At 62.8% G+C, this 23,045-nt stretch carries 23 protein-coding genes; 4 read left to right on the forward strand and 19 right to left on the reverse strand.

The genetic code is table 11. The features are described 5' to 3' along the window. Nucleotides 1–3: 3 nt before the first annotated feature. The 3 genes from BDB13_RS13265 to hglS all read right to left on the reverse strand — a co-directional run bounded on the left by BDB13_RS13265 (nt 4) and on the right by hglS (nt 3,837). Nucleotides 4–1,008 (reverse strand): acyl-CoA dehydrogenase family protein, encoded by a 1,005-nt coding sequence (locus tag BDB13_RS13265; protein ID WP_094272049.1) that lies wholly within the window; start codon nt 1,006–1,008, stop codon nt 4–6. 64 nt (nt 1,009–1,072) lie between these two features. After that, the gene (gene amaB, locus BDB13_RS13270; protein WP_094272050.1) at nt 1,073–2,578 is read right to left on the reverse strand and encodes an L-piperidine-6-carboxylate dehydrogenase; all 1,506 of its coding nucleotides are present in this window, start codon (nt 2,576–2,578) and stop codon (nt 1,073–1,075) included. Continuing rightward, on the reverse strand, nt 2,575–3,837 hold the full coding sequence (gene hglS / locus BDB13_RS13275) for a 2-oxoadipate dioxygenase/decarboxylase (RefSeq protein WP_094272051.1): 1,263 nt from the start codon (nt 3,835–3,837) through the stop codon (nt 2,575–2,577). The genes amaB and hglS overlap by 4 nt, the downstream gene beginning before the upstream one ends. Nucleotides 3,838–3,876: 39 nt before the next feature. On the opposite strand from hglS, the gene BDB13_RS13280 reads away from it, so the two are divergent. Together BDB13_RS13280 and lat are read left to right on the forward strand one after the other, a co-directional pair. After that, the gene (locus tag BDB13_RS13280) at nt 3,877–4,332 is read left to right on the forward strand and encodes an Lrp/AsnC family transcriptional regulator (protein WP_094272052.1); all 456 of its coding nucleotides are present in this window, start codon (nt 3,877–3,879) and stop codon (nt 4,330–4,332) included. 66 nt (nt 4,333–4,398) lie between these two features. Further along, nucleotides 4,399–5,730 (forward strand): L-lysine 6-transaminase, encoded by a 1,332-nt coding sequence (gene lat / locus BDB13_RS13285; protein WP_094272053.1) that lies wholly within the window; start codon nt 4,399–4,401, stop codon nt 5,728–5,730. Here the strand turns inward: lat and BDB13_RS13290 are convergent. Genes BDB13_RS13290 through uraD form a run of 6 tightly spaced genes read right to left on the reverse strand, consistent with a single transcriptional unit; the run spans nt 5,720 to nt 12,361 of the window. After that, nucleotides 5,720–8,410 carry a molybdopterin-dependent oxidoreductase gene (locus tag BDB13_RS13290; RefSeq protein ID WP_094272054.1) on the reverse strand — a complete coding sequence of 897 codons (2,691 nt, stop codon included), beginning with the start codon at nt 8,408–8,410 and terminating at the stop codon, nt 5,720–5,722. The two genes, lat and BDB13_RS13290, sit on opposite strands and share 11 nt — an antisense overlap. Continuing rightward, the gene (locus tag BDB13_RS13295; RefSeq protein ID WP_094272055.1) at nt 8,407–9,216 is read right to left on the reverse strand and encodes an FAD binding domain-containing protein; all 810 of its coding nucleotides are present in this window, start codon (nt 9,214–9,216) and stop codon (nt 8,407–8,409) included. Before BDB13_RS13295 ends, BDB13_RS13290 begins: the two co-directional genes overlap by 4 nt. 7 nt (nt 9,217–9,223) lie before the next feature. Beyond that, nucleotides 9,224–10,579, reverse strand: a complete 1,356-nt coding sequence (locus tag BDB13_RS13300; RefSeq protein WP_094274891.1) for an 8-oxoguanine deaminase — start codon at nt 10,577–10,579, stop codon at nt 9,224–9,226. Continuing rightward, nucleotides 10,576–11,508, reverse strand: coding sequence for a factor-independent urate hydroxylase (gene pucL, locus BDB13_RS13305; RefSeq protein WP_254922810.1), 933 nt, complete (start codon nt 11,506–11,508; stop codon nt 10,576–10,578). Before pucL ends, BDB13_RS13300 begins: the two co-directional genes overlap by 4 nt. An 8-nt stretch (nt 11,509–11,516) precedes the next feature. Beyond that, a complete protein-coding gene (uraH, locus tag BDB13_RS13310; protein ID WP_094272056.1) occupies nt 11,517–11,846 on the reverse strand; it encodes a hydroxyisourate hydrolase in 330 nt (109 codons plus the stop codon). Next, entirely contained in the window at nt 11,843–12,361 is a 519-nt protein-coding gene (gene uraD, locus BDB13_RS13315; protein ID WP_094272057.1) for a 2-oxo-4-hydroxy-4-carboxy-5-ureidoimidazoline decarboxylase, read from the reverse strand. Before uraD ends, uraH begins: the two co-directional genes overlap by 4 nt. Nucleotides 12,362–12,465: 104 nt before the next feature. Between uraD and BDB13_RS13320 the strand changes: the two genes are divergently transcribed. Then, nucleotides 12,466–13,266: a tyrosine-protein phosphatase gene (locus tag BDB13_RS13320; protein ID WP_094272058.1), complete on the forward strand. Its 801-nt coding sequence runs from the start codon at nt 12,466–12,468 to the stop codon at nt 13,264–13,266. On the opposite strand, the gene BDB13_RS13325 is transcribed toward BDB13_RS13320, so the two are convergent. From BDB13_RS13325 to BDB13_RS13375, 10 genes are all read right to left on the reverse strand, one after another. Beyond that, a complete protein-coding gene (locus BDB13_RS13325) occupies nt 13,263–13,613 on the reverse strand; it encodes a VanZ family protein (RefSeq protein ID WP_094272059.1) in 351 nt (116 codons plus the stop codon). The genes BDB13_RS13320 and BDB13_RS13325 overlap by 4 nt on opposite strands. After that, nucleotides 13,610–13,951: a hypothetical protein gene (locus BDB13_RS13330; RefSeq protein WP_094272060.1), complete on the reverse strand. Its 342-nt coding sequence runs from the start codon at nt 13,949–13,951 to the stop codon at nt 13,610–13,612. Before BDB13_RS13330 ends, BDB13_RS13325 begins: the two co-directional genes overlap by 4 nt. Before the next feature lie 3 nt (nt 13,952–13,954). Continuing rightward, entirely contained in the window at nt 13,955–14,383 is a 429-nt protein-coding gene (locus BDB13_RS13335; protein WP_094272061.1) for a DUF1707 SHOCT-like domain-containing protein, read from the reverse strand. Between the two features lie 83 nt (nt 14,384–14,466). Beyond that, on the reverse strand, nt 14,467–16,263 hold the full coding sequence (locus BDB13_RS13340; RefSeq protein WP_094272062.1) for an acetyl/propionyl/methylcrotonyl-CoA carboxylase subunit alpha: 1,797 nt from the start codon (nt 16,261–16,263) through the stop codon (nt 14,467–14,469). A 143-nt stretch (nt 16,264–16,406) separates the two neighbouring features. Continuing rightward, complete coding sequence (locus tag BDB13_RS13345) at nt 16,407–17,819, reverse strand: condensation domain-containing protein (RefSeq protein WP_094272063.1); 1,413 nt, start codon at nt 17,817–17,819, stop codon at nt 16,407–16,409. Between the two features lie 7 nt (nt 17,820–17,826). Beyond that, nucleotides 17,827–18,243, reverse strand: coding sequence for a SufE family protein (locus BDB13_RS13350; protein ID WP_094272064.1), 417 nt, complete (start codon nt 18,241–18,243; stop codon nt 17,827–17,829). Further along, nucleotides 18,240–19,142 (reverse strand): sulfurtransferase, encoded by a 903-nt coding sequence (locus tag BDB13_RS13355; RefSeq protein WP_094272065.1) that lies wholly within the window; start codon nt 19,140–19,142, stop codon nt 18,240–18,242. Before BDB13_RS13355 ends, BDB13_RS13350 begins: the two co-directional genes overlap by 4 nt. Before the next feature lie 254 nt (nt 19,143–19,396). Continuing rightward, nucleotides 19,397–20,038, reverse strand: a complete 642-nt coding sequence (locus BDB13_RS13365; protein ID WP_094272067.1) for a Maf family protein — start codon at nt 20,036–20,038, stop codon at nt 19,397–19,399. A gap of 14 nt (nt 20,039–20,052) precedes the next feature. Then, the gene (locus tag BDB13_RS13370) at nt 20,053–20,394 is read right to left on the reverse strand and encodes an acyl-CoA carboxylase epsilon subunit (RefSeq protein WP_094272068.1); all 342 of its coding nucleotides are present in this window, start codon (nt 20,392–20,394) and stop codon (nt 20,053–20,055) included. Beyond that, on the reverse strand, nt 20,391–22,031 hold the full coding sequence (locus tag BDB13_RS13375) for an acyl-CoA carboxylase subunit beta (RefSeq protein ID WP_094272069.1): 1,641 nt from the start codon (nt 22,029–22,031) through the stop codon (nt 20,391–20,393). Before BDB13_RS13375 ends, BDB13_RS13370 begins: the two co-directional genes overlap by 4 nt. Nucleotides 22,032–22,147: 116 nt before the next feature. Between BDB13_RS13375 and BDB13_RS13380 the strand changes: the two genes are divergently transcribed. Next, nucleotides 22,148–23,002 carry a biotin--[acetyl-CoA-carboxylase] ligase gene (locus tag BDB13_RS13380; RefSeq protein ID WP_094272070.1) on the forward strand — a complete coding sequence of 285 codons (855 nt, stop codon included), beginning with the start codon at nt 22,148–22,150 and terminating at the stop codon, nt 23,000–23,002. Nucleotides 23,003–23,045 lie beyond the last annotated feature (43 nt).

Genomic DNA, 23,045 nt, shown 5'->3' on the forward strand with positions numbered 1-23,045 from the left:
CACCTACCCACCGACAAGACGCTCCACCAGAGATGTCTTGATCGTGGGCCGGGTTGCGGCCACCAGGGTGAATGTGGCCTCACGCATCAAACGTTCGGCCGTGTTGCTACCCACCAGCGAGCGGCTGCCGGTCGCGGTGACCAGTGCGGCTGCCACGCGAACTGCGAGTTCGGACGCGGCGGCGCGGGCAGCTGACATGTCGGCGCGGTCCGCCAGCGCCAGATCGAGATGGCGACGGGTGGCAGCAGCCTGCTCGGTGAAAGTGTCGACATCGACGCCGAGGTCGTGGAGTTCGGTGATCGCGCGACGGGCAACCCCCATCGCCATGGCTCCGTTGAACCACAGACCGGGCAACTGTGTGCTCTGGAACTGTTCGTCGTCGACTACCGCTGCGATGTCTGTGTCCGGGATCTCGAAACCATCGAAAACTATACGCGCGGTGTTGCTTCCGCGGGCAGCGATCAGTGGGAGCACCTCAACCGTGAGACCAGGTGCGAGGGTCGCCGGGACGACCGCGTGGACTATGGAATTGTCGAACTCGTCCCTGGCCGATACAAGCAGGATGTCGACGATTCCCCAGCCTGTCACGAAGGGCGCCGTGCCGTCGAGGACGTATCCGTTGTCGATCCGCCGCGCCCAGAGGAGCGGTGGGTTGGGAATCGCGCCGGCGTAAGCAACGCCACCCGAGACGGCTCCGGTGATGAGTGAGTCCCAGTACTGCTTGCGCAGTCCATCGTTGGCGGTCGAAGCCAACGCCCCCACGACGCCATGATGCTGCATCCACGTGAATGCCGTAGCGAGGCAACCACCGCACAGTGTTTCGACGACCTCCACCAACTCTGCAGCCGACGGACCGTCGTCACCGAGGGTTGCGAGTCCGTAGAAACCTTCGGCTGCCAGGGCGTCGAAATGGCTGCTCGGGATTTCACCGTCCGCGTCAACGCTGTCGGCAACGGGGAATAGGACGCTATCGGCAATCTCGCGCGCAAGTTCGGGCCACAGGGTCACAGTGAAAAGCGTAGGCGGTCGATCCGAACGGCGCTGGGGAACTCACGATCACGAACCTGGAGAGTCAGCCGAACTCGACTCCTTGAGCCAGTGGTAGCTGATTCGAGTAGTTGACGGTATTGGTGGCGCGGCGCATGTAAGCCTTCCATGAATCGGATCCGGACTCGCGCCCACCGCCGGTTTCTTTCTCACCGCCGAAGGCACCGCCGATTTCGGCTCCCGAAGTCCCGATGTTGACGTTGGCGATTCCGCAATCGGAACCATCGGCGGCCAGAAACCGTTCGGCTTCACGCAGATCAAGCGTGAAGATCGATGATGAAAGTCCCTGTGGCACTTCGTTGTGGAGTCTGATGGCGTCGTCGAATTCGCGATAGGTCAGTACATACAGGATCGGGGCGAAGGTCTCGGCTCGAACCACTTCGCTCTGGGCCGGCATCCGCACCACCGCCGGGCTCACGTAGTAGCCCGTATCTCCGACGCGCTCACCGCCACACACAACCGTTCCACCTTCGGCGCGCACCGACGTCAGAGCCTTGTCCATGGCGTGGAATGCAGCCTCGTTGATCAGCGGACCGACCAGGACGCCGTTATCGAACGGGTTGCCCACCCGCAGTTGCGCGTAGGCGGCAGAAATTCGATCGACCAGACCGTCCGCAATCGACTCGTGAACGATCAACCGGCGCAACGACGTACACCGCTGGCCCGCAGTTCCGGCGGCTGAGAAGACGATCCCGCGGACAGCGAGGTCGAGATCCGCCGACGGGGTGACGATCGCCCCGTTGTTTCCACCCAATTCGAGGAGGCTGCGCCCGAACCTCGCCGCAATCCGCGGCGCGACCTCGCGTCCCATCCGGACGGATCCGGTAGCGCTCACGAGAGCGACTTGCGCGTTGTCCACCAGGCGTTCGCCGACCCCGCGCCCGCCGATGACCAGTTGGTGGATGTCCGCCGGAGCGCCGCATTCCGCGAGGGCACGCCGTAAGAGGGCGTGGCATGCCAGTGCCGTGAGCGGAGTCGTCTCGGAAGGCTTCCAGACAACCGTGTCGCCGCACACCAGAGCGATAGCTGTGTTCCAGGACCACACCGCCACCGGGAAGTTGAAGGCGGAGATGACACCGACAACGCCGAGAGGGTGCCAGGTCTCCATCAGTCGGTGGCCAGGCCGCTCCGAAGGCATTGTCCGTCCGTACAGTTGGCGCGAGAGACCAACGGCGAACTCGCAGATATCGATCATTTCCTGCACTTCGCCGAGCGCTTCCGACGTGACTTTGCCGGCTTCGAGCGTGACGATTTCGGCAAGGTCGGCCTTGTGTTCACTCAAGAGTCGACCGAGCTGCCGTACCACTGCGCCCCGAGTCGGGGACGGAACTGTGCGCCAGACCAGAAATGCCTGATGTGCAGCGGACACCGCGTCGTCGACGTCACTGACGGATTGCTGGGCGACGGTACGCAGTTCGGTTCCCGTAATGGGGGTGCGCGCACTGAGATTGCCGGTAGGCCAGTCGACTCCGCATCGGGAGAGCGCAGATTGTGCACGCTCGGCGAGGGCGGACGGATCGGGAAGGATCACGGGTCACTCCTTTGATCGGCACGCGAGGCGTCCTGTTGCTTTCGGTACAACTCGAAGGGATCGAGTATCGACCGTTCGATTACGCCTTCGAGTTGATCCTGCCCGTAATCGGCGCTGAGCGCATCGGAAATGAATTCCGAGGCCGAGTCGACGTTGGATGCAAAGATCCCGGCCGCGGAAGCCGGTAGGAAGTCCTCGTAGACGATGGGCTCACGTATCAGCGTCGAACCCTCGCGGCGGTACGTGAAGTACGCCAGATCGGCGTCGGCAAGTCCGTCCTCCGTAGTGGGAAATGCGCTCTCCCACAACGCAATTTCAGTGCAACCGATCAGGGCGTCGTAGATGTCTCTTCCCTTGCGTGTCAGTGCGATGCCGCGTGCTTCAACCTCGCCGAAACGCACTCGGACGGGCTCGTCGGTAATCGATCCGTCCGCCGCCCGGAAGCGGCGGATCTCGTCCAGGGCACGAAACGACGTTTGCCGCAGCAGAAGTGGCGGTCCATTCCACCGGGGTGGTCCCTGGATTCGGTCGATCATGGTGATGCCGCGTGCGGTCATGCGTCGGTACAACTCATCGATATCGAGTACTCGCGGGGTGAGATGGTTGATGTGTGTTGTTCCCTGCCCGGCGATATCGGCGGCCACGGGGGAGACGCGGGTGAGTTCGCGGAACCATGATGCGTCGATCGGTTCGGTTCCGAGTCTGAATGCACGTGTCGCGGCGTCGACGAACTGTGTGGCTTGTGGCTCCGGCAAGCCTCCGTCGGTGTGTGCGGCCCGGGCCAGGCGAAGTAGTTCGGGGGAGAAGAGGGTGCGTCTGCGAAGGTAGGCAGTGATTCGGCGCTGGAGATCGGTGTCGAAGAAGCGTTGGTCCGCGATTGCCAGTACGGATGTGAAAACTCGAAACGGGTTGTGCGCGAGTTCAGTCGGATGGATGGGACGGAAAGCTGTCGATACCACCGGGACCGGAGGATCTGCGATCCGCAAGTCGTAGTATCCGACCGGCGACATTCCGAATCCGCCGAAGAGTACGGCGGCGTCCCGTAGTTCGTCGAGAGTCCCCAATCGGATCGCTCCGTGTCGTTCTGCGCTGACTCGGGCGAGGCTGCCCACGTTCTCCAGGCCCGGGTGGGAGGCAACGAAGTCACGATTGACCTGCCTCGTTACGTCGACGAGAGTGTTGTACGCCGGAACCTCACTGCCGTACATGTGCCCGAGTTGGGCAGCAAATCGGGAACGCAACTGCCCTGTATCAGCCATGTGCACCCCTTGTTACGTTAATCTGCGCGGGTGGGAGAAATGCAACAAAGTGACAATTCTGCTGTTCCGATCGACGACACCGACCGACTGCTGATCCGAGAACTGGTTTCGGACGGGCGTGCCACTTTGTCGACCCTGGCCGAGAAGGCCGGTCTCTCGATCTCGGCGGTGCAGTCGAGGGTGCGTCGACTCGAGTCCCGCAAGGTAATCCGCGGCTACTCGGCGAAGGTGGATCCCGAGTCTGTCGGTCAGAACTTGGCGGCATTTGTGGCCATCACCCCTCTCGACCCGTCTCAGCCCGACGATGCGCCCGCACGCCTGCGGCACCTGCCGGCGGTGGTGGCGTGCCACTCGGTGGCCGGCGACAACAGTTACGTGCTCCTCGTTCGAGTCGCATCACCGCGGGCACTGGAATCTCTGTTGCAGGAAATTCGGACGGTCGCAAACGTTGGAACCCGAAGTACGATCATTCTACAAACTTTTTACGACGAATAGCCGCAGCCGTAGTAATTTTTCCTGTCAATCATCGACTTTGCCGGAACGCGGACATATTGTGAGCGTATGAGTACCGCGATGCAGGGCGTGGGCGGCAGTACAGAGTTTCCGGTGTTCGACGTGTTGAATGCCAGTATTCTCACGGACGGGTTCGATCTTGTGCTCGACGTCGAACGCTCGCACGGTGTGTATCTGGTGGATCTGCGTACCGGAACCGAATACCTGGACATGTTCGGTTTCTTCGGTTCGTCGGCCCTCGGGATGAATCATCCGGGCATCGCTGCCGACGAGGCGTTTCAACGTGAGTTGGCGGTGACCGCATCCAACAAGCCGAGCAACTCCGATGTCTACAGTGTGCCGATGGCCCGGTTCGTCGACGCCTTCGTTCGGGTTCTGGGGGATCCTGCTCTCCCACACCTGTTCTTTGTGGACGGCGGAGCACTCGCCGTCGAAAATGCGCTCAAGGTGGCGTTCGACTGGAAGAGTCGATTCAATGAAACTGCCGGGCTGTCACCGGATCTGGGGACCAAGGTCCTGCATCTGACCGAAGCGTTCCACGGTCGCAGTGGATACACGATGTCGCTGACCAATACCGAACCGGGCAAGGTTGCGAGGTTCCCCAAGTTCGACTGGCCGCGCATCGCTTCGCCGTATCTCGCTGAGGGTCATGACGTGGTGTCCGCGGAGAGCTCCAGCCTCACGCAGGCGCGGCGAGCATTCGCCGAAAATTTCGGTGACATAGCCTGTTTCATCGCCGAACCGATCCAGGGCGAAGGCGGCGACCATCACCTTCGGCCGGAATTTCTGCAGGCGATGCAACAACTGTGCCGGGAGAACGACGCGCTGTTCGTTCTCGACGAGGTCCAGACCGGGTGCGGGATCACCGGAACAGCCTGGGCTTACCAACAATTGGGGTTAGCTCCGGACGTCGTGGCCTTCGGTAAGAAGACTCAAGTGTGTGGAATTATGGCCGGCGGCCGGGTAGACGAGGTGCCGGACAACGTGTTTCACGTTAGTTCGCGAATCAACTCCACCTGGGGCGGCAACCTGACGGACATGGTGAGAGCCCGTCGAATCCTCGAAATCATCGAACGGGATCGTTTGATCGATCGTGCACGGTTTACCGGCGCGCACCTGCTCGATCGGCTCAGGGATGTGAGCGGGAGGTTCGACGACGTCACCGAACCTCGTGGACGCGGACTTATGTGCGCGATCACCCTGAGTACCAAAGAATTACGCGACCATATTGTTTCCCGATTGTGGGAAGACGAACGTGTGATCATCCTCCCGACCGGAGTTCGAGGCATCAGATTTCGTCCACCGTTGACCGTGACGATCGGAGAGCTGGACGCGGCAGTGGACGCCCTGGAACGAGTTCTGAGCCGAGTCACCGGCTGAGTTTCCGCCAGACCTGGTCCGGTGTCATCGGTACGGCGTACATCCTTGCGCCGCAGGCATCCGCGATTGCATTGGCCAGCGCCGGTGCTACCGGATTGAACGGAGCCTCACTCATCGATTTGGCGCCGAATGGTCCCAACTTGTCGTAGGTATCGGCAAAGAGGACTTCGGTGTTCGGGAGATCCGCCAACTGTGGAATGTGGTAATTCCGCAGCGTGGGATTGACCACCACACCATGGTCCAGGACGATCTCCTCGAACAGCGCGGCGCCGAGAGCCTGTCCCACACCACCTTCCACCTGCCCGCGCAATTGAGCAGGGTTCAGCACGGTCCCGGCATCAGCGGCCTGGACGGAGTGCAGAATAACCACCCGGCCCGTCGCGGTATCGACCGCGACACGAAAACCGTGGACATTGAACGAGACCGAGCGGGGGGTTCCGTCGTGACGGCCGTCGGCGGAGAGCGGTCCACTCTCGAGCAGCGTCGAGAAATCGATGCGGCGGTGTCCGACGTCGACACCGTCTGCGGCGAGTGCTGCCGGACCCGGGCAGATAGCTTGTGCGCGTGTGAGTATCCGGTCGCGAAGGCGTTCACACGCGATCAACAGTGCCTTGCCCGCGACGACGGTACCGGTCGATCCGAATGCGCCGGTGTCGTGTCCTCCGGTATCGGTATCGGATTGAACGATCACGATGCGATCGACGCTCGTCCGAAGTTCGGTGGCGGCAATCTGATGATGAACTGTGGTGGTTCCGTTCCCGAATTCGGCCGTTCCGATTCGCACCACGTACCGGCCATCGGATTCGAGTGTCACGGTGGTGTCGGCGACGTGGCCGCGCGGCGGGATCGTGGCGATCATGGCAATTGCCATGCCCCGACCGGTTTTCCACGGTGATCCTGGCTCGGGCTCCGTTCCACGCCCGCTCGAAAGAGCGGCCTCGACCAGGTCCAGGCACTGATCGAGGCCGTAGCTGCCGAATTCGAGATCACCGTCCTCGACGTGCCAGTCCACAAAATCGTCTCCCGGAACCACGACATTGCGACGACGGAACTCGAAGGGATCGATACCGAGTTTTCGGGCGAGTTGATCCATCGCCGATTCGACGGCAAAGATGACTTGCCCCAGGCCGTAGCCGCGAAACGCTCCCGACGGCACGTTGTTCGTGTAGACGGCTTCGGCATCGACACGCTTGGCCGGACACCGATACACCGCAATCGATTCGGTGCAGCCGTGGAACATCACACCGACCGAGTGATTTCCGTAGGCTCCGGCGTCGGAGAGGACGTCGATTGCCAGCGCGCTCAGTTGCCCGGATGTGTCGGCGCCGACTCGCACCGACACCTGCATCGGGTGCCGTGACGGCGCGATCGTGAACTGGTCGCTCCGGCTGAACTCGTACTGCACGGGCCGCCCGGTGCGGAGTACAGCCAGGGCAACGAGGTCCTCCGTCAACATTTCCTGTTTACCGCCGAATCCGCCGCCGACCCGGGTAGCAAACACCCGGACCTTCAACCGATCGAGATCGAAGACGTGTGCCAGCTCGTCGCGCACCAGGAAGGGCACCTGCGTGCTGCTGCGGATGACCAGGCGGCCGTCCGAATCGAGCCAGCCCACCGATCCGTGGGTTTCCATCGCTACATGCTGGACCCGCGCAGTCTTCCAGGTTCCTTCGACGACGGCTGCAGATCCGGCCAGTGCTTCCTCGGCATCGCCGACGCCCTCGTGCACTGCCGCAACAACATTGCGCTGCACATCGGCGATCCGCGACACGGCGTCTTTGTCGGCGTGCAGGAGCGGCGCAGTGGGGGAGCGTGCGTCCGCCGGATCGAAAACTGCAGCGCGTATCTCGAAGTCGACTTCGATCAACGCCAGGGCGCGTTCTGCGTCGCGGGCTGTCTCGGCGATCACCGCGGCAACTCGCTGACCGATGAATCGTACGGTGCGGTCGAAGACGCGGGTGTCGTCCGGATCGTCGGTCCGATTCTCATGCCGGGCTGTCGAGAACAGAATGTCGGGGCTGTCGAGGTAGGTCAATACTGCTACGACGCCCGGTGCGGAACGTGCTGCAGCCGTGTTGATTCCGGAGATGTAGGCATGGGAATGCGGGCTGCCGAGTACCGCGGCGTGGAGGAGTCCGTCGGGAATATCACGCAAATCCAAGGTGAAGGGTTCATTTCCCGTGACAAGTCGGGCTGAGGCCGGTGCTGCAATGGAACGTCCCTGTGCTGCCTGGTTATCCACGCACTCGATGTTCTTCGTGGCGGCAAGTGCGTCGCGAATCGAGCGATACCCCGTGCAGCGGCAGAGATTACCCTTCATCGACTGCGGTAAGTTCTCCTTTTGCGCGGTGGTGAACGCAGACGTGGTCACCACCATTCCGGCCGTGCAGAAACCGCATTGGAATCCTCCGGCGTCGACAAACGCTTGTTGCATCGGATGTAGATTCTCCGGGGTGCCGAGACCGGCCGCAGTGACAATCGCGAGCCCACCGATGCGATGTGCGGGGAAGATGCAGGAATGGGTGGGACGGCCGTCCACCAGCACCGAACAGGCGCCGCAATCGCCCGCGTCGCAACCCTTCTTGACCGAAGTGGTGCCGTGTTCACGCAGAAACGTTCGTAGGCACTGGCCCGGTCGGGGTTCGTCGTCGCGGGCTACCCCGTCGACGGAGTACTTCATGACAGCTCCTCCCGGACCTCTTGCGCCAGTAGTGCCGTCATCGCGCAGCGCCAGGATGCACTGCCGTGGACGTCCGTGAAGTAGGCGTCGGCCGGAATCCGACGAGCCAGTGCGTCAGCCATGTCCGTCTCGTTCGGATGTTCGGTAAACCGCAGCACGTACGGCCTCCGGGTTGACGCCGTGACAGCGAGGGTGAAACCGTCTGTGCCCCTTCGTCCGGCAATCAGAACAGACGAGCGCCCGAGCGCTGTGGGTGCGAGCTTGCGAATAGAAGTACGGGCGGATAATGCGTGCGTGGGAAGCGCGATACTGCGAATGATCTCGCCGACACCGAGCGCGTTGATGCCGTTGTCGATCACGAAATCTGTAATCGGTATTCGATATTCGCTCCCGTCGGGCCTCCAGATCGTCAGGTCGGCGTCGAGTGTCGCGGCCATCGTCGTCATGGCGCCGGCGGGAAAGGCGAGCGCGATATTTCCGCCGACTGTGGCGTACCGCAACACTTTCCATGATGCGAGCAGCGCGTCGGCGCAGTTCTGGAACAGTGGAGTCGCGCGGAACGAGGCCGGCAGTTGGGCTCGGCACAATTCCTCGATGGTGCATGTGGCCGCAATCTCGACGCCTCGATCGGTGACGGTGATCGGCTCCCAGCCGAGCCCGGCAAGGTCGACGAGTGCGCTCAGCTGAGGTTGTGGCTCGGAGTACAACCACGTACCGCCGCCGATGAATCCGATCCCCGGCGCGGGCGCCGGAAGGTCCGCCCGAGTCCGGGGAACCAGGACATGATCGATTGTGTGCAGGTCCACCGCGAGGTCACCCGGCCTTTCGCACCAGCGCGAGGTGAGCGCGAGCGACGTCCGATGCGACGACGTCCTCGTCAACCGTGGTTACCCGATCATCGGCCACCACAACCTCGCCGTTCACCATCAACAGTGTCAGGGGCGGGGTGGAGCCCAGTACCAATGCGGCCACCGGGTCGGTGATTCCGGCGTGAGCGATCGTAGTCAGATTCCACACTGCGAGATCCGCCAACTTACCCACCTCCAGTGATCCGATCTCGTTTTCGCGGCCGAGAACCCGTGCGCCGCCGATGGTCCCGAGTTCCAGTGCTTTCCGGACCGTCATCGCCTGCGGACCACCGCGTGACCGGGCGAAGAGGAGGGCATGGCGTGATTCCTCGACGAGACTGCACGCCTCATTGCTGGCTGCGCCGTCGACCCCCAGTCCGATCGTGACACCGGCACCGAGAAGCTCTTGCGTGCGGGCAATGCCGGCGCCGAGTCGGGCATTGGACGTCGGGCAGTGTGCCGCAGCGGTTCCCGTCCGTGACATGGTCTCGATTGCGGCGTCGTCGAGATGAACGGCGTGCGCGAACCACACATCCGGCCCCAGCCAGCCGACGCGTTCCATGTATTCCATCGGAGTGCCGCCGAACTGTTCGCGGCAGAACTCCAACTCGTCAACTGTTTCCGCGAGGTGAGTGTGCATCCGGACCCCGGCAGTACGGGCCAATGTCGCAGACTCGCGGAGTAGAGCCTCCGTGACCGAGAACGGGGAGCAGGGCGCCACAGCGATCTGCAGCATCGATCCGGGACTCGGGTCGTGCCAGCGATCGATGACGGCCTGGGTTCCGGTCAGGATGTCGTCGAGTTCTTCCACGACGTGATCGGGTGGCAATCCGCCTGAACTCTGCCCGAGGTCCATCGATCCGCGCGTCGGATGGAACCGCAGGCCGACTTGTGCTGCGGCGGTGATCTCCGCTTCGAACACGTCTCCCGCGTCGCGAGGGACCACGTAGTGGTGATCCGTGGTGGTGGTGCAGCCCGTCTTTGCCAACCAGGCGAGTCCGCCCGTCGCGGCAGTGTGTACGGCGTCGGCGTCTATGCCCGCCCAGACCGGATACAGAGTGGTCAGCCACTCGAAGAGCGTCGAATCGGCAGCCAGACCGCGAGTGATCCACTGGTACAGATGGTGGTGGGTGTTCACCAGTCCCGGTGTGATCAGGCATCCGCGGGCGTCGATGACTGTAGCTCCGGGAAACTCCGGTGCCGGTCCGGCGCCGAGCGCGGTGATCGTGTTGCCGGCCACTGCCACGTATCCGTTGGTGAACTCGGTACCCGCGCCGTCGATTGTGGCGATGTGGGCGTCCTTGATGACGTAGTCGGTCATGACAGCCAGCCTGAAAATGGTGTCCACGAAGGACCGGCATCGGGTGCGTCGGAGCGACTGACCGCTGCCTGGATCAGCCCGTACGGCCGATCTGCGGCCGCAAAGACCTCGTTGTTGTTCTCGACCCCGAAACGATCCAGAGCGTAGTCGAAATGGTGTTTGTTGGGTGCAGAGAGGCGGACCTCGGCAATAATCGGGAACTCCTCCAGGATTGCCTTAGCGATCTGGAACAGCGTCTGCTGCAACGCAAGTGAGTGAACTGTCGCGAACTGCTTGACGATCTGTGCCTTGACGCCCACGTAGACCGACTCCCAGTCGACGTCTGTCCCGACGAACCGCCACTGCGCGACCAGAGCGGTGGCCAGGACACGGTCGTCGGTGGGTTCGAGAACCGTGTACGGATCCTGAAGGAACCCGGTGAACTCGCTGCCACTCGACTTGAGCAGCACCAAGTCCTTCAGGCCTCCGATCACCCAGGTTCCGGTGTTGTCCTGGGTGATCGACGCGGTCCGCACTTCCTGACCCTTGCGGACCCAGGTGTGATCGTGCCCGGTGCCGTCGACAATCGCACGCTCCCAGGCGTATTCCTCGATCTCGATCCGGGCACCCGTGACGGGTTCGATGTCGTCGACAAAATGGGCGGCAAGTTCGAGTCCGTACGACTCGATCGAGATCAGGCCCTTCTCCTTGGCATAGGCGTACGCCGTTTGCTTCTGGGAGTCGGTGGGGAGCACCGCGGATTGGTCGCCGGTGAGGTACGCGTCGGCGAAATCGCCTCGGAGACAAGTGGAGACGTTCACATCGTGAATCTCGTGGCGGGGTGTGTCGCGGTAGATTCGGACGACACGATTCTCGGCCTTGCCGTACTGATGCCCGGTAAGTTCGATCGATCCGGAGAGCGGCGCCGCGGTCGGGTTCTGGTTGCTCACTGTAGTTTTCAGCTCCCGCGATAGGTGGAGTAGGCAAAGGGGGACAGCAACAGTGGGACGTGATAGGTGCGTACCGCGTCGTCTACCCGGAAGGTGACAGTCACTTCCGGGTAGAAATTTTCCTGTCCGGTCTGCTCGAAATACGCTCCGGTGTCGAAGATCAGGTGATAGTTGCCCGCTGTCAGGCCGTCGGGGGCAAGTTCGGCGATCCGGCCGTCGGAGTCGGTGTGGGCACGTGAAATGGACGCTCCGTCTGCGCCGCACAGTTGGACGCTGACTCCCGCTGCCGGCGTGCCGGTGGTGGAATCGAGAACGTGCGTGCTCAATACCTTGCTCATGGGGTCTCTCCCGGTAGCGCGTCGATCAGACGGGTGAGTCTGATGCGATTGATTGCAGCCAACTCCGTTCGTAGCACGGAACGCTCCGTGGCGGGGTCGTTTTCGAGACGCTCGAGAAGTATGTTCAGGAGTTCCGACCCTGACCGGCCACTTGCGCACACCAGATAAACGTGTGAGAACTTGTCCTCGTACTCCGCATTCTTGATGCGCAATTGGGCCAGCACCTGTTCGGATGCCGTAGACACGAGCGTCTGCTCCGTGGTGGAGGATGCACTGTCGGTGCGCTCACCGATGCGCGGATGCCCCGCCAGTGCCTCGTCGATCTCGGATTCGGGAAGGCCGCGCAGCACGGAATCCGCAGTATCGAACAAGACGTCGATGTTCGGGTAGGGACGGGCCGCTGCCACAGCCGACGCCCAAGCCGAGGAATGGCAGCATTCGAGCAGCGCCTTCAGCGCAGACTGATCCGCGAGGGCGTTGAATGCATCGAGTCCACTGGAATTCCATGCCGGCATGACCACAGCATTACCTGACCATGTTTCGGAGCGGTAGCGCAGCAATTACGGAAGATGAAGCATCTGGATCTTCTTGTTCATTGACGGTCGGTATCTTCGTAGACATGACTGATACTCCGAAATTGCCATCCGTCGTGCCGTCCCTGGCAAACCTGCGCGATATCGGGGGACCGGAGTCGCGGTTCGGCGGTTCGGTACGAACCGGTGCGGTGTTCCGCTCGACGGACCTTGCTTCGTTGACAGAGGCGGGCGAGCAGACGCTCGCGGAGCTGGCCATCACCACGATCTACGACCTGCGCACAGCGTCGGAGCGTGAAACTGCGCCCGACCGGATTCCCGCCGGAATTCGCGAACTCGGTCTGGACGTATTGGCGGACAAGGAATATCGGGCGATTCCCGCTCAGATGCAGGAGATGATCGCCAACCCTCGAGCAGCTACCGAACTGCTGGGAACCGGCCAGGCGCTCGAGTACTTTCAGGGCAGCTACCGCGATTTCGTGACGCTACCCAGCGCTGTCTCGTCGTACCGGCAACTGTTCCTGGATTTGGCGCAACCTACCAGCGCGCCGGCACTGATCCACTGCACGACCGGCAAAGACCGGACAGGGTGGGCGGCCGCCGCACTCCTACTGTTCCTCGGCGCCTCGGAAGACGCGGTGTTCGAGGACTACCTGCTGACCAACACGATCCTGCTCCCGATGTTCGCGCCACTCTTCGAGCGGTTTGCCGCTCAGGGCGGCGATCCGTCACTCCTCGAAGGGGTTCTGGGTGTGCGCCGGGAATACCTCGAGGCTTCACTCGCCGAACTCGAATCGGTGCACGGCTCCATCGACGCCTATTTCACGGACGGATTGAAGATCGACGAACAGACGCAGACTCGGTTGCGGGACAACCTGATCGGCTAGTTCACCGGGGTGCGAGCGCGCCGCCGACTGAGCAGGGCAACTATCCCGATTCCGATCGCGATACCGACCAGATCGGCGGCGCCGTCCCAGATCGAACCCGAACGTGAAATCGGCAGCACGCCCTGCAGGACTTCGGATACCGCGGCAAAGGCGATCAGCCAGAGCGCCGTGAGCCACCACGGGATTCGGGCGTGCAGTGATGTCATCGCCAGGACGACGAACATCAAGGTGTGCGTGACCTTGTCGCTGTTTTCCGGTCCCGACGGCACCGTGGAACCGGGGGAGAACAGCATGATCAAGGCAATGACCACGGCGATGGCGAGTGGCCAGTATCGGTTATTTTTCACGCGTGAGTCACAGTCAGTTCGAGGGCGCCTTCGGCAAACCGAGTGACGGCAGCGGAGGCGGTGGCGAGGGCTTCGTCGTGGCCGGCTCTCGCCCAACCGCTGAGAATGCCCGTGCTGCCTTCAGGCGTGAGAAGTACCTCCGCGAGGAGTTCCCCGGTATTCGGCTGGCACACTGCCCACGAGTAGACGCTGTTCTCAGCCCACTGAGATGCCCGGAGCCCGACGTAACCCGGGTCGGTGATCCCACCGTCGGCCAGGGCCGGCCGGTCGTCTACACGCTCGTCTGCGCGCAGGGCACGGAGGTACCAACCCCCGGCGTTGATCTCGATCGGATCCATTGGCTACGTGTTCCCGTCATCTCGAGACCGGCGGCGGTTCTTCTTACGTTCTCGGTCGGTTCCGAACAGGAGCGCGCCGGCCAACGGAATAGCCAGGAACCACAGCCAGGTCCCGGTCACGAAGAACAAGATGACTGCCAGAATCGGGATGACGGCCATGATGCGGCCGGACCAGTCGGGACTGAACTCTCGCGCCGGCGGCGAGGTAGCAGGAACCGTCGACATCGGAGCTGTCCCCGGCGCCTGGTAATTCCCGGGTAGGTCGGCGAAGACCGGTACGAGTTCGCTGCGAGTTGTTGCAGCCGTGACGATTCCGCTGCGCTCGTCGAATTCCGAGACGGTGAGGCGACCGGCGGCAAAGTGCTCGCTCAGTAGCGACAGTGCCTGCTCGCGTTCGGTGGTACCGATACGAATGTCGGGAACGTCAGCCATGAGTTACAGACTACTGGCCGGAAACGACTGTGCGCCCTGCCGGTAGTTCATTGACTACCGACAGGGCGCACAGTGCGAATTTTTTACTTCAGTTCTGCGAGAACCGTGCCCTGAGTGATGGCAGCGCCGGCTTCGACAGTCAGACCGGTGACGATACCGGCCTTGTGTGCGTTGACCGGGTTTTCCATCTTCATGGCCTCGAGGACTGCGATGAGGTCGCCTTCGGCAACTTCCTGGCCCTCGATGACAGCGACCTTGACGACGGTGCCCTGCATCGGAGCGGTGACGGCGTCACCGGATGCTGCGCCTGCACCTGCGCCGCCGCGCTTGCGTGCCTTCGGCTTCTTGCGGATGACACCGGACGGTGCGCCGCCGCCGTTACCGAGCGAGAACTGACCGGGCAGGGAAACCTCGACGCGACGTCCACCGACCTCGACGACGACGTTCTGACGCGGCAGAGCCTCGTCCTCGTCGTCGGCCGGGACACCGGCGCCGGCCCACGGCTCGATGGTGTTTTCCCAGTCCGTTTCGATCCACTTGGTGTAGATGTCGAACGACGTGCCGTCGCCGACGAATGCCGGGTTCTCGACAATGTGGCGGTGGAACGGCAGAACCGTTGCGAGGCCGTCGATCTCGAACTCGGCCAATGCACGCGACGCACGCTGGAGAGCTTCTTCACGCGTTGCACCGGTGACGATGAGCTTGGCGAGCATGGAGTCGAACTGGCCGCCGATGACGTCGCCGGCGACAACACCGGAGTCGACGCGCACGCCGGGGCCCGAGGGCTCACGGTAAACGGTGACGGGGCCCGGAGCCGGCATGAAACCGCGGCCGGCGTCTTCGCCGTTGATGCGGAACTCGAAGGAGTGTCCACGCGGGGTGGGATCTTCCTTGATGGAAAGCTCTTCGCCGTTGGCGATGAGGAACTGCTGACGCACCAGGTCGATACCGGCGGTCTCCTCGGTGACGGGGTGCTCGACCTGCAGGCGCGTGTTGACCTCGAGGAAGGAGACGGTGTCGCCCTGAACCAGGTACTCGACCGTGCCGGCGCCGTAGTAGCCGGCTTCCTTGCAGATGGCCTTCGCGGATGCATGGATACGGGCGCGCTGGTCGTCCGTCAGGAACGGTGCCGGTGCTTCTTCGACGAGCTTCTGGAAACGACGCTGCAGCGAGCAGTCACGGGTACCCGCGACGACGACGTTGCCGTGCTGATCGGCGATGACCTGAGCTTCGACGTGGCGTGCCTTGTCGAGGTACTGCTCGACGAAGCACTCGCCGCGACCGAACGCTGCGATGGCCTCACGAGTAGCGGACTCGAACAGCTCCGGGATTTCTTCGATGGTCTGCGCGACCTTCATGCCGCGTCCACCGCCGCCGAATGCTGCCTTGATGGCGACCGGAACGCCGAACTCCTTGGCGAACGCGACGATCTCGTCGGCGTTCTTGACGGGGTCCTTGGTGCCGGCTGCCATCGGAGCCTTTGCACGCTCGGCGATGTGGCGGGCCGTGACCTTGTCGCCGAGGTCGCGGATGGACTGCGGCGACGGGCCGATCCAGATCAGGTTCGCGTCGATGACGGCCTGGGCGAAGTCGGCGTTCTCCGAGAGGAAGCCGTAGCCGGGGTGGATTGCGTCGGCGCCGGACTTACGGGCGGCGTCGAGGATCTTGTCGAATACGAGGTAGGACTCGGCGGACGTCTGTCCACCGAGGGCGAATGCCTCGTCTGCGAGCTTTACGAACTGCGCGTCGGCGTCGGGTTCGGCGTAGACAGCGACGCTGCCGTAGCCGGCGTCCTTGGCTGCCCGAATGACCCGTACCGCGATCTCACCGCGGTTCGCGACAAGCACCTTCGTAATGTGCGCGCTGGCATGACTGGGCACTGAGCCTCCTGTGGTTCGCATTGTCTTTATCTCCGCGGTGTATTCCTCTGGGATTTCACCATCGGTGGATTACTGGCATCGCTTCGGAGTGTATTCATGGCTGTGATGCAGGTTGTAACCGGATCGGAATAGCCCGGTACGACTCATGAAACGGTCTGAAAAGCTACTGGCGAGTAGCTCGAAGCGTCCGTTGTGGGCGGGTTGTCGTCGGTTTCGGTCGCAGCTTCCTCGATCGCGCGACGGAGCGCTGCGACATAGGTGTGCACCGACGCGTTGGCGGTGTCGTTGTTGGGGTATCGCACGGCAAGATTGAGGCCCGTCGGTGTGCGATTGATCCAGATGTACACGTCGTGGGTAAATGCCTTGCTGCGCAACGCGCGTGCATTCCACTCCGGCCACTGGGCGGCCTCGGGTACAAAGCGAACATCCATGTAGGACACCACGAATCGTGGGCGGATCGGAGTTCCGAGTTTCTCGCCGATGCGATCGAAGGGGATGGCCGCAGCAGGCTTCATCGCGGTGAGGGACTCGGCGGCTCGCCGCGCGAGAGTGTCGAACGAGGTGTCGTCGCCGACCTCGAAATCGATCGGACACAAGCCCACGAACCAGCCGAGAGCGCCGGCCCATTCCTGAGCGGAGCGAGTGTGGACCGGAGTCACGATCTGGAAGCGGTCGGCGCCGGCAACGTCATGGCCGACGGCGGCAAGCGCGCCCAGTAGACCGGCGAAGTAGCCGACTCCGGCCTCGGCGGCGCGCGCACTGAACCGCTTGGAGTGATCGGAGTCGAGAAGCCACATCGACAGTCCGTTCTGGGACTCGGTGCCACGATCTCCGATAGGCAGCGGAAACTGCGGTAGGCCGCCGTCGGCGAGCGCCTTGCTCCAGACCTCGAGAGCTGCGTCTTCCGTTTCCTGGTCGGACATCTGTTCGCGTTCGAGGGTCCCGAAATCGACGTAACTACCGACCGGGAACAAGTTGGCCGGATTGCCCGTCAGCGCTTCACGGTAGAGCGAAGTGATCTCATGCGCGATCAGAACGATCGAGAAGCCGTCGATGATCGAGTGGTCGGCTGCAAAAAACACTGTGGACGGGCCGTCGCCGCCACGAGGTGTGAGCGTCGCGAACACGTACGACGGCCAACTGTGAGGGGAGGCAAAATCGTCGAACAGCCGGTGAAGGTGCTCGAAGTTGACCTGGCTCGGTGCGTCGTAACCGTGGTTGACAACGCCGATGTCGATGCCGCCGACCGGCACGGTGTGCCGGGTGATCTCGCCGGTCGAGGTGTCGAGTGCCGTATGTGAGCGCAAAACCTCATGGCGATCGATCCACTGCCGCAACGCAATTCGAAATGCGTCGACGTCCAGCGGTCCGGGAATCTCGAAAGCTGTACCCAGCCATGACTTATCGCCCGAGCCGGCGGAAGAGCGTTGCAGGTGGGCCTCGTGAATGTACGACGCAGGCCGCGGATCAGGCGTCCACGGACCGGTTGCGCACGGTAACCATTCGATCAGCGATCCGCTGGGAATCGCGTAGTCGGCAAGTTCGGTGAATTCCATGTCTCTCTCAGCCCCGCAAGCGACGCTTGATGCGAGCGAGCATTGCGGACATGCCGCGCAGTCGCAGTGGGCTGACTGCCGCAGCCAGGCCGAGTTCCGAATAGAAGTCGTCGGGAACAGCAAGGATCTCGTCGGCACTGTGCCCGTCGAGGCCCTGCGCCAGGATCGACGCGAAACCGCGAGTGGTCGGGGCCTCGGCCGGAGCGCTGAAATACAGCCGTACCTTGGCACGATCGGAATCGTCGACCGAAAGGAACAGCGGTGACTGGCATTCCGGAACCGGCTCCATCGCGCTCTGCTCGAGCTCGGGAGGCAACGGCGGAAGTTCGCGGCTGAATTCGAGGAGCAGTGTCAGCTTGTCGGACGTGCCGACGGCCGCGAAATCCTCGACGATCTCGGCCAATGCCGGTGGTAGAGAACTCATGCCGAAACCTCGAGGGGAGCGTCGCCGGGCTCTTCGCCGATAGCGATGGGGACACGAACGGCGTTGCCCCACTCGGTCCACGAGCCGTCGTAGTTGCGGACGTCGGGGTATCCGAGCAAGTGGGTCAAGACGAACCATGTGTGGCTCGAACGCTCACCGATGCGGCAGTACGCCACGATCTTGTCCTCGCGGGACAGATCGCCGTAGATCTCGTCGAGTTCTGCGCGAGTGCGGAAACGACTGTCGGGTGCTGCGGCCTTTGCCCACGGAATGCTGCGTGCGCTGGGAATGTGTCCGCCGCGCAACGCGCCTTCCTCCGGGTAGTCAGGCATGTGGGTGCGTTCGCCGGTGTACTCCTGCGGTGACCGCACGTCGATCAGTGGACCGGTCCCGAGGTGTGAGAGAACGTCGTCCTTGAACGCGCGGATCGAGGCGTCGTTGCGCTCCACCACGGGATAGTCGGTGGACGTGGCATACGGGACGTCGAACGAGGTGTCGCGGTTTTCGGCGATCCAGGCGTCGCGGCCGCCGTCGAGCAGGCGAACGTCCTCATGTCCGAACAAGGTGAACACCCACAGTGCGTACGCGGCCCACCAGTTGCTCTTGTCGCCGTAGATGACGACGGTGTCGTCGCGGTTGATGCCCTTGCGGTTCATCAGGTCTGCAAAGGCCTCGCCGTCGATGTAATCGCGCGTGACCGGATCGTTGAGATCGAGGTGCCAGTCGATCTTCACGGAGCCGGGAATGTGCCCGATGTCGTAGAGCAGAACATCCTCGTCGGACTCGACCACCTTCAGTCCCGGCGTACCGAGGTTTGCCGACAGCCATTCGCTCGAGACCAACCGGTCGGGATGGCTGAACTCGGCAAACGCGGGCGAAGGATCGGGGGCAACGGGCACGGGCTGGCTCCTGTAAGGCGAATCGATCAGTTCGAAGACGGACTTCATCGATTCTAGGCGCTCCCGGGGGCAGTGGCGCTTGTAACAAGTTCGGTGAACCGGCGCCCGTTGCCGAAGTGCCGGATCCGTTGCGATCGCCGAATCGCTCAATTGTTCGGTGAGACTTCCGATCGGCGGTTCACGGCGCTCGGAAATCTCCGGCAGAACTCGGCCGGATCAGGTGAGGAAATTCACTTTTTAGTGACGTCCGTAACCTAGAGAACGCTCTGAGTCCGCCACAGTTCGGAGACGGAAACACCAACGCGCTCCAAAAGTGTTCGGACCAAAGGTAATCCGATGCCGATGACACTCGACGGGTCGCCCTCGATTTTCTCGATGAACCATCCGCCCAGGCTGTCCAGGGTGAACGCGCCCGCAACCTGCAGTGGTTCACCGGTGGCGAGATAAGCCTCGAGGTCCGCCGTCGACGGATTGGCGAAATGCACCACGGTGGCGCTGTGATCGGAGGCCACGCGGACTATGTTTCCGTCGATCACCCGCATCACACAATGGCCGGTGAGCAATGTGGCACTTCGGCCGGCCATAGCGGCCCAGCGGCGACGCGCGATATCGACACTGCCGGGCTTCCCCTGCAGCTCACCGTCGATCAAAAGCATCGAATCACAGCCGACGACAACAACATCGGTCAAACCGTCGGCAGCCAAACCGGGAACGATCTCGGCGGCCTTCGCCTCGGCCAGGACCGTGACCACCTTCTCGGGGGCGGCGCCCGGACCGAGTTCGTCGGCGATCTTGTCCTCGTCGACACCGGACACACGTACAACAGGCAAAACCCCGGCCGCCCGCAATACTGCGAGGCGAGCCGGGGATGCCGAAGCCAGAACTAGTTGAGTCACAGGAGCAGGCTAGATCAGCCGCGCCGCATCGACGGGTTCAGGTATGCGTACGGAGAGTACGGCGCACGTGTGCGATGGAACTGCGTCGGATCGCCCCATGTTTCCGTGGGAACGGTCTCGGCCGGAGCGGAGCCGCCGCCGGCTGCAGCAGCAAGGACACTGACCAGCGCCGCGATTTCGACGTCGGAGGGCGAACCCTTGACGATCTTGATCACGGACGCGTCGGAAACCGGGGTCTCCGTCAGTTCAGCGAGGACGCCGTCAGCTGCAGATTCGTCGACGACGACACCATTGGCGGACTGAGCCTCTACAACTGCGACATCTTCACGCGTGATGTCTTCGGTGATAGCGGTCATAGGGGAATGTTCCCATGCTTCTTGGGCGGAAGGGAAACAGACTTACGCTCGAGCAGTCGCAGTGCAGCGACGATCTGGCCACGGGTGTGCGACGGCGGGATGACGGCGTCGACGTAGCCGCGCTCGGCAGCGACGTACGGGTTGACGAGGGTGTCCTCGTACTCGTTCTGCAGCTTCAAACGCAATGCGTCGACGTCGTCACCGTTCTTCGCGGCTTCGAGAAGCTGCTTGCGGTAAACGAATCCGACAGCGCCCGAAGCGCCCATGACGGCGATCTGTGCGGTCGGCCATGCCAGGTTGAGATCGGCGCCCATGTGCTTGGAGCCCATGACGTCGTACGCTCCGCCGTAAGCCTTGCGGGTGATGACCGTGATCTTGCCGACCGTGGCCTCGCCGTATGCGTACAGCAACTTCGCGCCGCGGCGGATGATGCCGTTGTACTCCTGCTCGGTACCGGGCAGGAAGCCCGGGACGTCGACGAGAGTGATGATCGGGACGTTGAACGCGTCGCAGGTACGGACGAAGCGCGCAGCCTTCTCGGAAGCATCGATATCGAGGCAACCGGCGAACTGCATGGGCTGGTTCGCGACGATGCCGACGCTGCGGCCGTCGACGCGACCGAAGCCGACGATGATGTTCATCGCGCGCTCGGCCTGGACCTCGAGGAATTCGTCGTCATCGAGGATGCGACGGATGACCTCGTGCATGTCGTACGGCTGGTTGGCCGAATCGGGGATCAGGGTGTCGAGTTCGAGGTCCTCGGCGGTGAGGCTTTCCTCGATGGATCCGACGATCGGATCGGTGATCTCGCCGCGCGGTGCTGCGGCCTGGTTGTTGCTGGGCAGGTAGCTCAGGAGGTCCTTGACGTAGTCGAGGGCATCCTGCTCGCCGGAAGCGACGTAGTGAGCGACACCGGACTTGACCATGTGGGTGCGTGCGCCGCCCAGGTCTTCCATGGTGACGTCTTCGCCGGTGACGGTCTTGATGACGTCGGGGCCGGTGACGAACATCTGCGATGTCTCGTCGACCATCACGACGAAGTCGGTGAGGGCGGGGGAGTAGACGTGGCCGCCGGCTGCGGGGCCCATGATCAGGGAGATCTGCGGGATGACGCCGGATGCCTGGACGTTGCGGTGGAAGATCTCGCCGTACAGGCCGAGCGAGACGACGCCTTCCTGGATGCGGGCGCCGGCGCCTTCGTTGATGCCGACCAGCGGGCGGCCGGTGCGGATCGCGAGGTCCATGACCTTGACGATCTTCTCACCGTAGATTTCGCCGAGGGATCCACCGAAGACGGTGGCGTCCTGCGAGAAGACGCAGATGTCGCGTCCGTCGATGGTGCCGTAACCGGTGACGACGCCGTCGCCGACGGGACGGTTCTCGGCGAGGCCGAAGTTCACCGAGCGGTGACGGGCCAGGGCGTCGAGTTCGACGAAGGATCCTTCGTCGAGGAGTGCGTTGATGCGCTCACGGGCGGTCAGCTTGCCTTTGGCGTGGACTTTGTCGATGGCGGCTTCGCCGCTCGGTGCCTGCGCCTGCGCTTGCCGAATCCGCAGATCCGCGAGCTTTCCCGCGGTCGTGTGGATATCGGGTGCGGTCGCCGCCTCCGGCGCGTTCGGCTCTTGGACAGTGGTCATGAGTCGTGAGCTTAACGAGAGCAGTTGGGCCGGCTCGAAGGCAGGTCCGGTTGTGGAGGTTTCACCTACCGAAGCTACTGACCAGTACATTTTGCTTGTCGTCTTAGGCTGGGACTATGTGGACCGACCTGAACCGACCGCCCCTCGATCATGCCGCGTTGCGACGCGTCCTCGTGCGCAGTGACGACAACACCGACGCACGTGCTTTCTGGAACCGACTCGACGTTGTCGAGCGCACCGGATCCACCAATGCGGATCTCTTGGTCCGCGCTTCGGATCTCGGCGCCGATCGTCATGTTCTGATTGCCGAATATCAGGAAAGTGGGCGCGGTCGACACTCACGCAGTTGGGTCAGCCCGGCACAGGCCCAGATCTCGATGTCGGTTCTGTTGGTCATGCCCGGCCTGAACCTTGCGGACATGGGGTGGCTGCCGCTTCTCGCCGGTATCGCCGTCGTCGACGCGTTGCGGTCGGTAGCCGAGGTGCCGGCAGAACTGAAGTGGCCCAATGACGTCCTGATCGGGGACAAGAAGGTGGCCGGAATTCTTGCGGAGGTGGCACGGACCACCCCCGACCCCGCCGTCGTGGTGGGCGTCGGTTTGAACGTCAGTCTCGGGGAGAATGAACTGCCGGTGCCGACAGCTACGTCGTTGCTCCTCGAGAACGCGGAGACGATCGACCGCGACACATTGGTTCGAGCAATCGCACGCGAATTGGCGGCGCAGTTCCGCGGTTGGGAGAAATCAGGATGGGATACCGCCGTGCTGGCGGCTGAATACCGCCAGCGTTGCGGAACGCTCGGCAAACGCGTGCGCGCAGTGTTGCCCGGTGACAAAGAGCTTTTCGGTATCGCAACCGACATCGACACCTCCGGTCGTGTTGTCATCGAGATCGAGGACGGCGGCGGTGAAACATTTGCCGTCGCGGCCGGAGACATCACGCATTTGCGGGCTGCCCCGATCGCTGACTAGAGGAACAGCGAGTCTTGCCGGTTTCAGCCCGTTCGGGTGATAT

This window comes from Rhodococcus sp. OK302, assembly GCF_002245895.1.
In the GTDB taxonomy this organism is placed as follows: Bacteria; Actinomycetota; Actinomycetes; order Mycobacteriales; family Mycobacteriaceae; genus Rhodococcus_F.

Coding starts and splice junctions, on each gene's coding strand:
- BDB13_RS13370 (WP_094272068.1), bottom strand. CDS start 20,394: ATGACCGCTATCACCGAAGACATCACGCGTGAAGATGTCGCAGTTGTA.
- BDB13_RS13380 (WP_094272070.1), top strand. CDS start 22,148: ATGTGGACCGACCTGAACCGACCGCCCCTCGATCATGCCGCGTTGCGA.
- uraH (WP_094272056.1), bottom strand. CDS start 11,846: ATGAGCAAGGTATTGAGCACGCACGTTCTCGATTCCACCACCGGCACG.
- BDB13_RS13290 (WP_094272054.1), bottom strand. CDS start 8,410: ATGAAGTACTCCGTCGACGGGGTAGCCCGCGACGACGAACCCCGACCG.
- BDB13_RS13345 (WP_094272063.1), bottom strand. CDS start 17,819: ATGGAATTCACCGAACTTGCCGACTACGCGATTCCCAGCGGATCGCTG.
- uraD (WP_094272057.1), bottom strand. CDS start 12,361: ATGCCGGCATGGAATTCCAGTGGACTCGATGCATTCAACGCCCTCGCG.
- BDB13_RS13350 (WP_094272064.1), bottom strand. CDS start 18,243: ATGAGTTCTCTACCACCGGCATTGGCCGAGATCGTCGAGGATTTCGCG.
- BDB13_RS13330 (WP_094272060.1), bottom strand. CDS start 13,951: ATGGATCCGATCGAGATCAACGCCGGGGGTTGGTACCTCCGTGCCCTG.
- lat (WP_094272053.1), top strand. CDS start 4,399: ATGAGTACCGCGATGCAGGGCGTGGGCGGCAGTACAGAGTTTCCGGTG.
- BDB13_RS13280 (WP_094272052.1), top strand. CDS start 3,877: ATGCAACAAAGTGACAATTCTGCTGTTCCGATCGACGACACCGACCGA.
- BDB13_RS13375 (WP_094272069.1), bottom strand. CDS start 22,031: ATGACCACTGTCCAAGAGCCGAACGCGCCGGAGGCGGCGACCGCACCC.
- BDB13_RS13320 (WP_094272058.1), top strand. CDS start 12,466: ATGACTGATACTCCGAAATTGCCATCCGTCGTGCCGTCCCTGGCAAAC.
- hglS (WP_094272051.1), bottom strand. CDS start 3,837: ATGGCTGATACAGGGCAGTTGCGTTCCCGATTTGCTGCCCAACTCGGG.
- BDB13_RS13335 (WP_094272061.1), bottom strand. CDS start 14,383: ATGGCTGACGTTCCCGACATTCGTATCGGTACCACCGAACGCGAGCAG.
- BDB13_RS13300 (WP_094274891.1), bottom strand. CDS start 10,579: ATGACCGACTACGTCATCAAGGACGCCCACATCGCCACAATCGACGGC.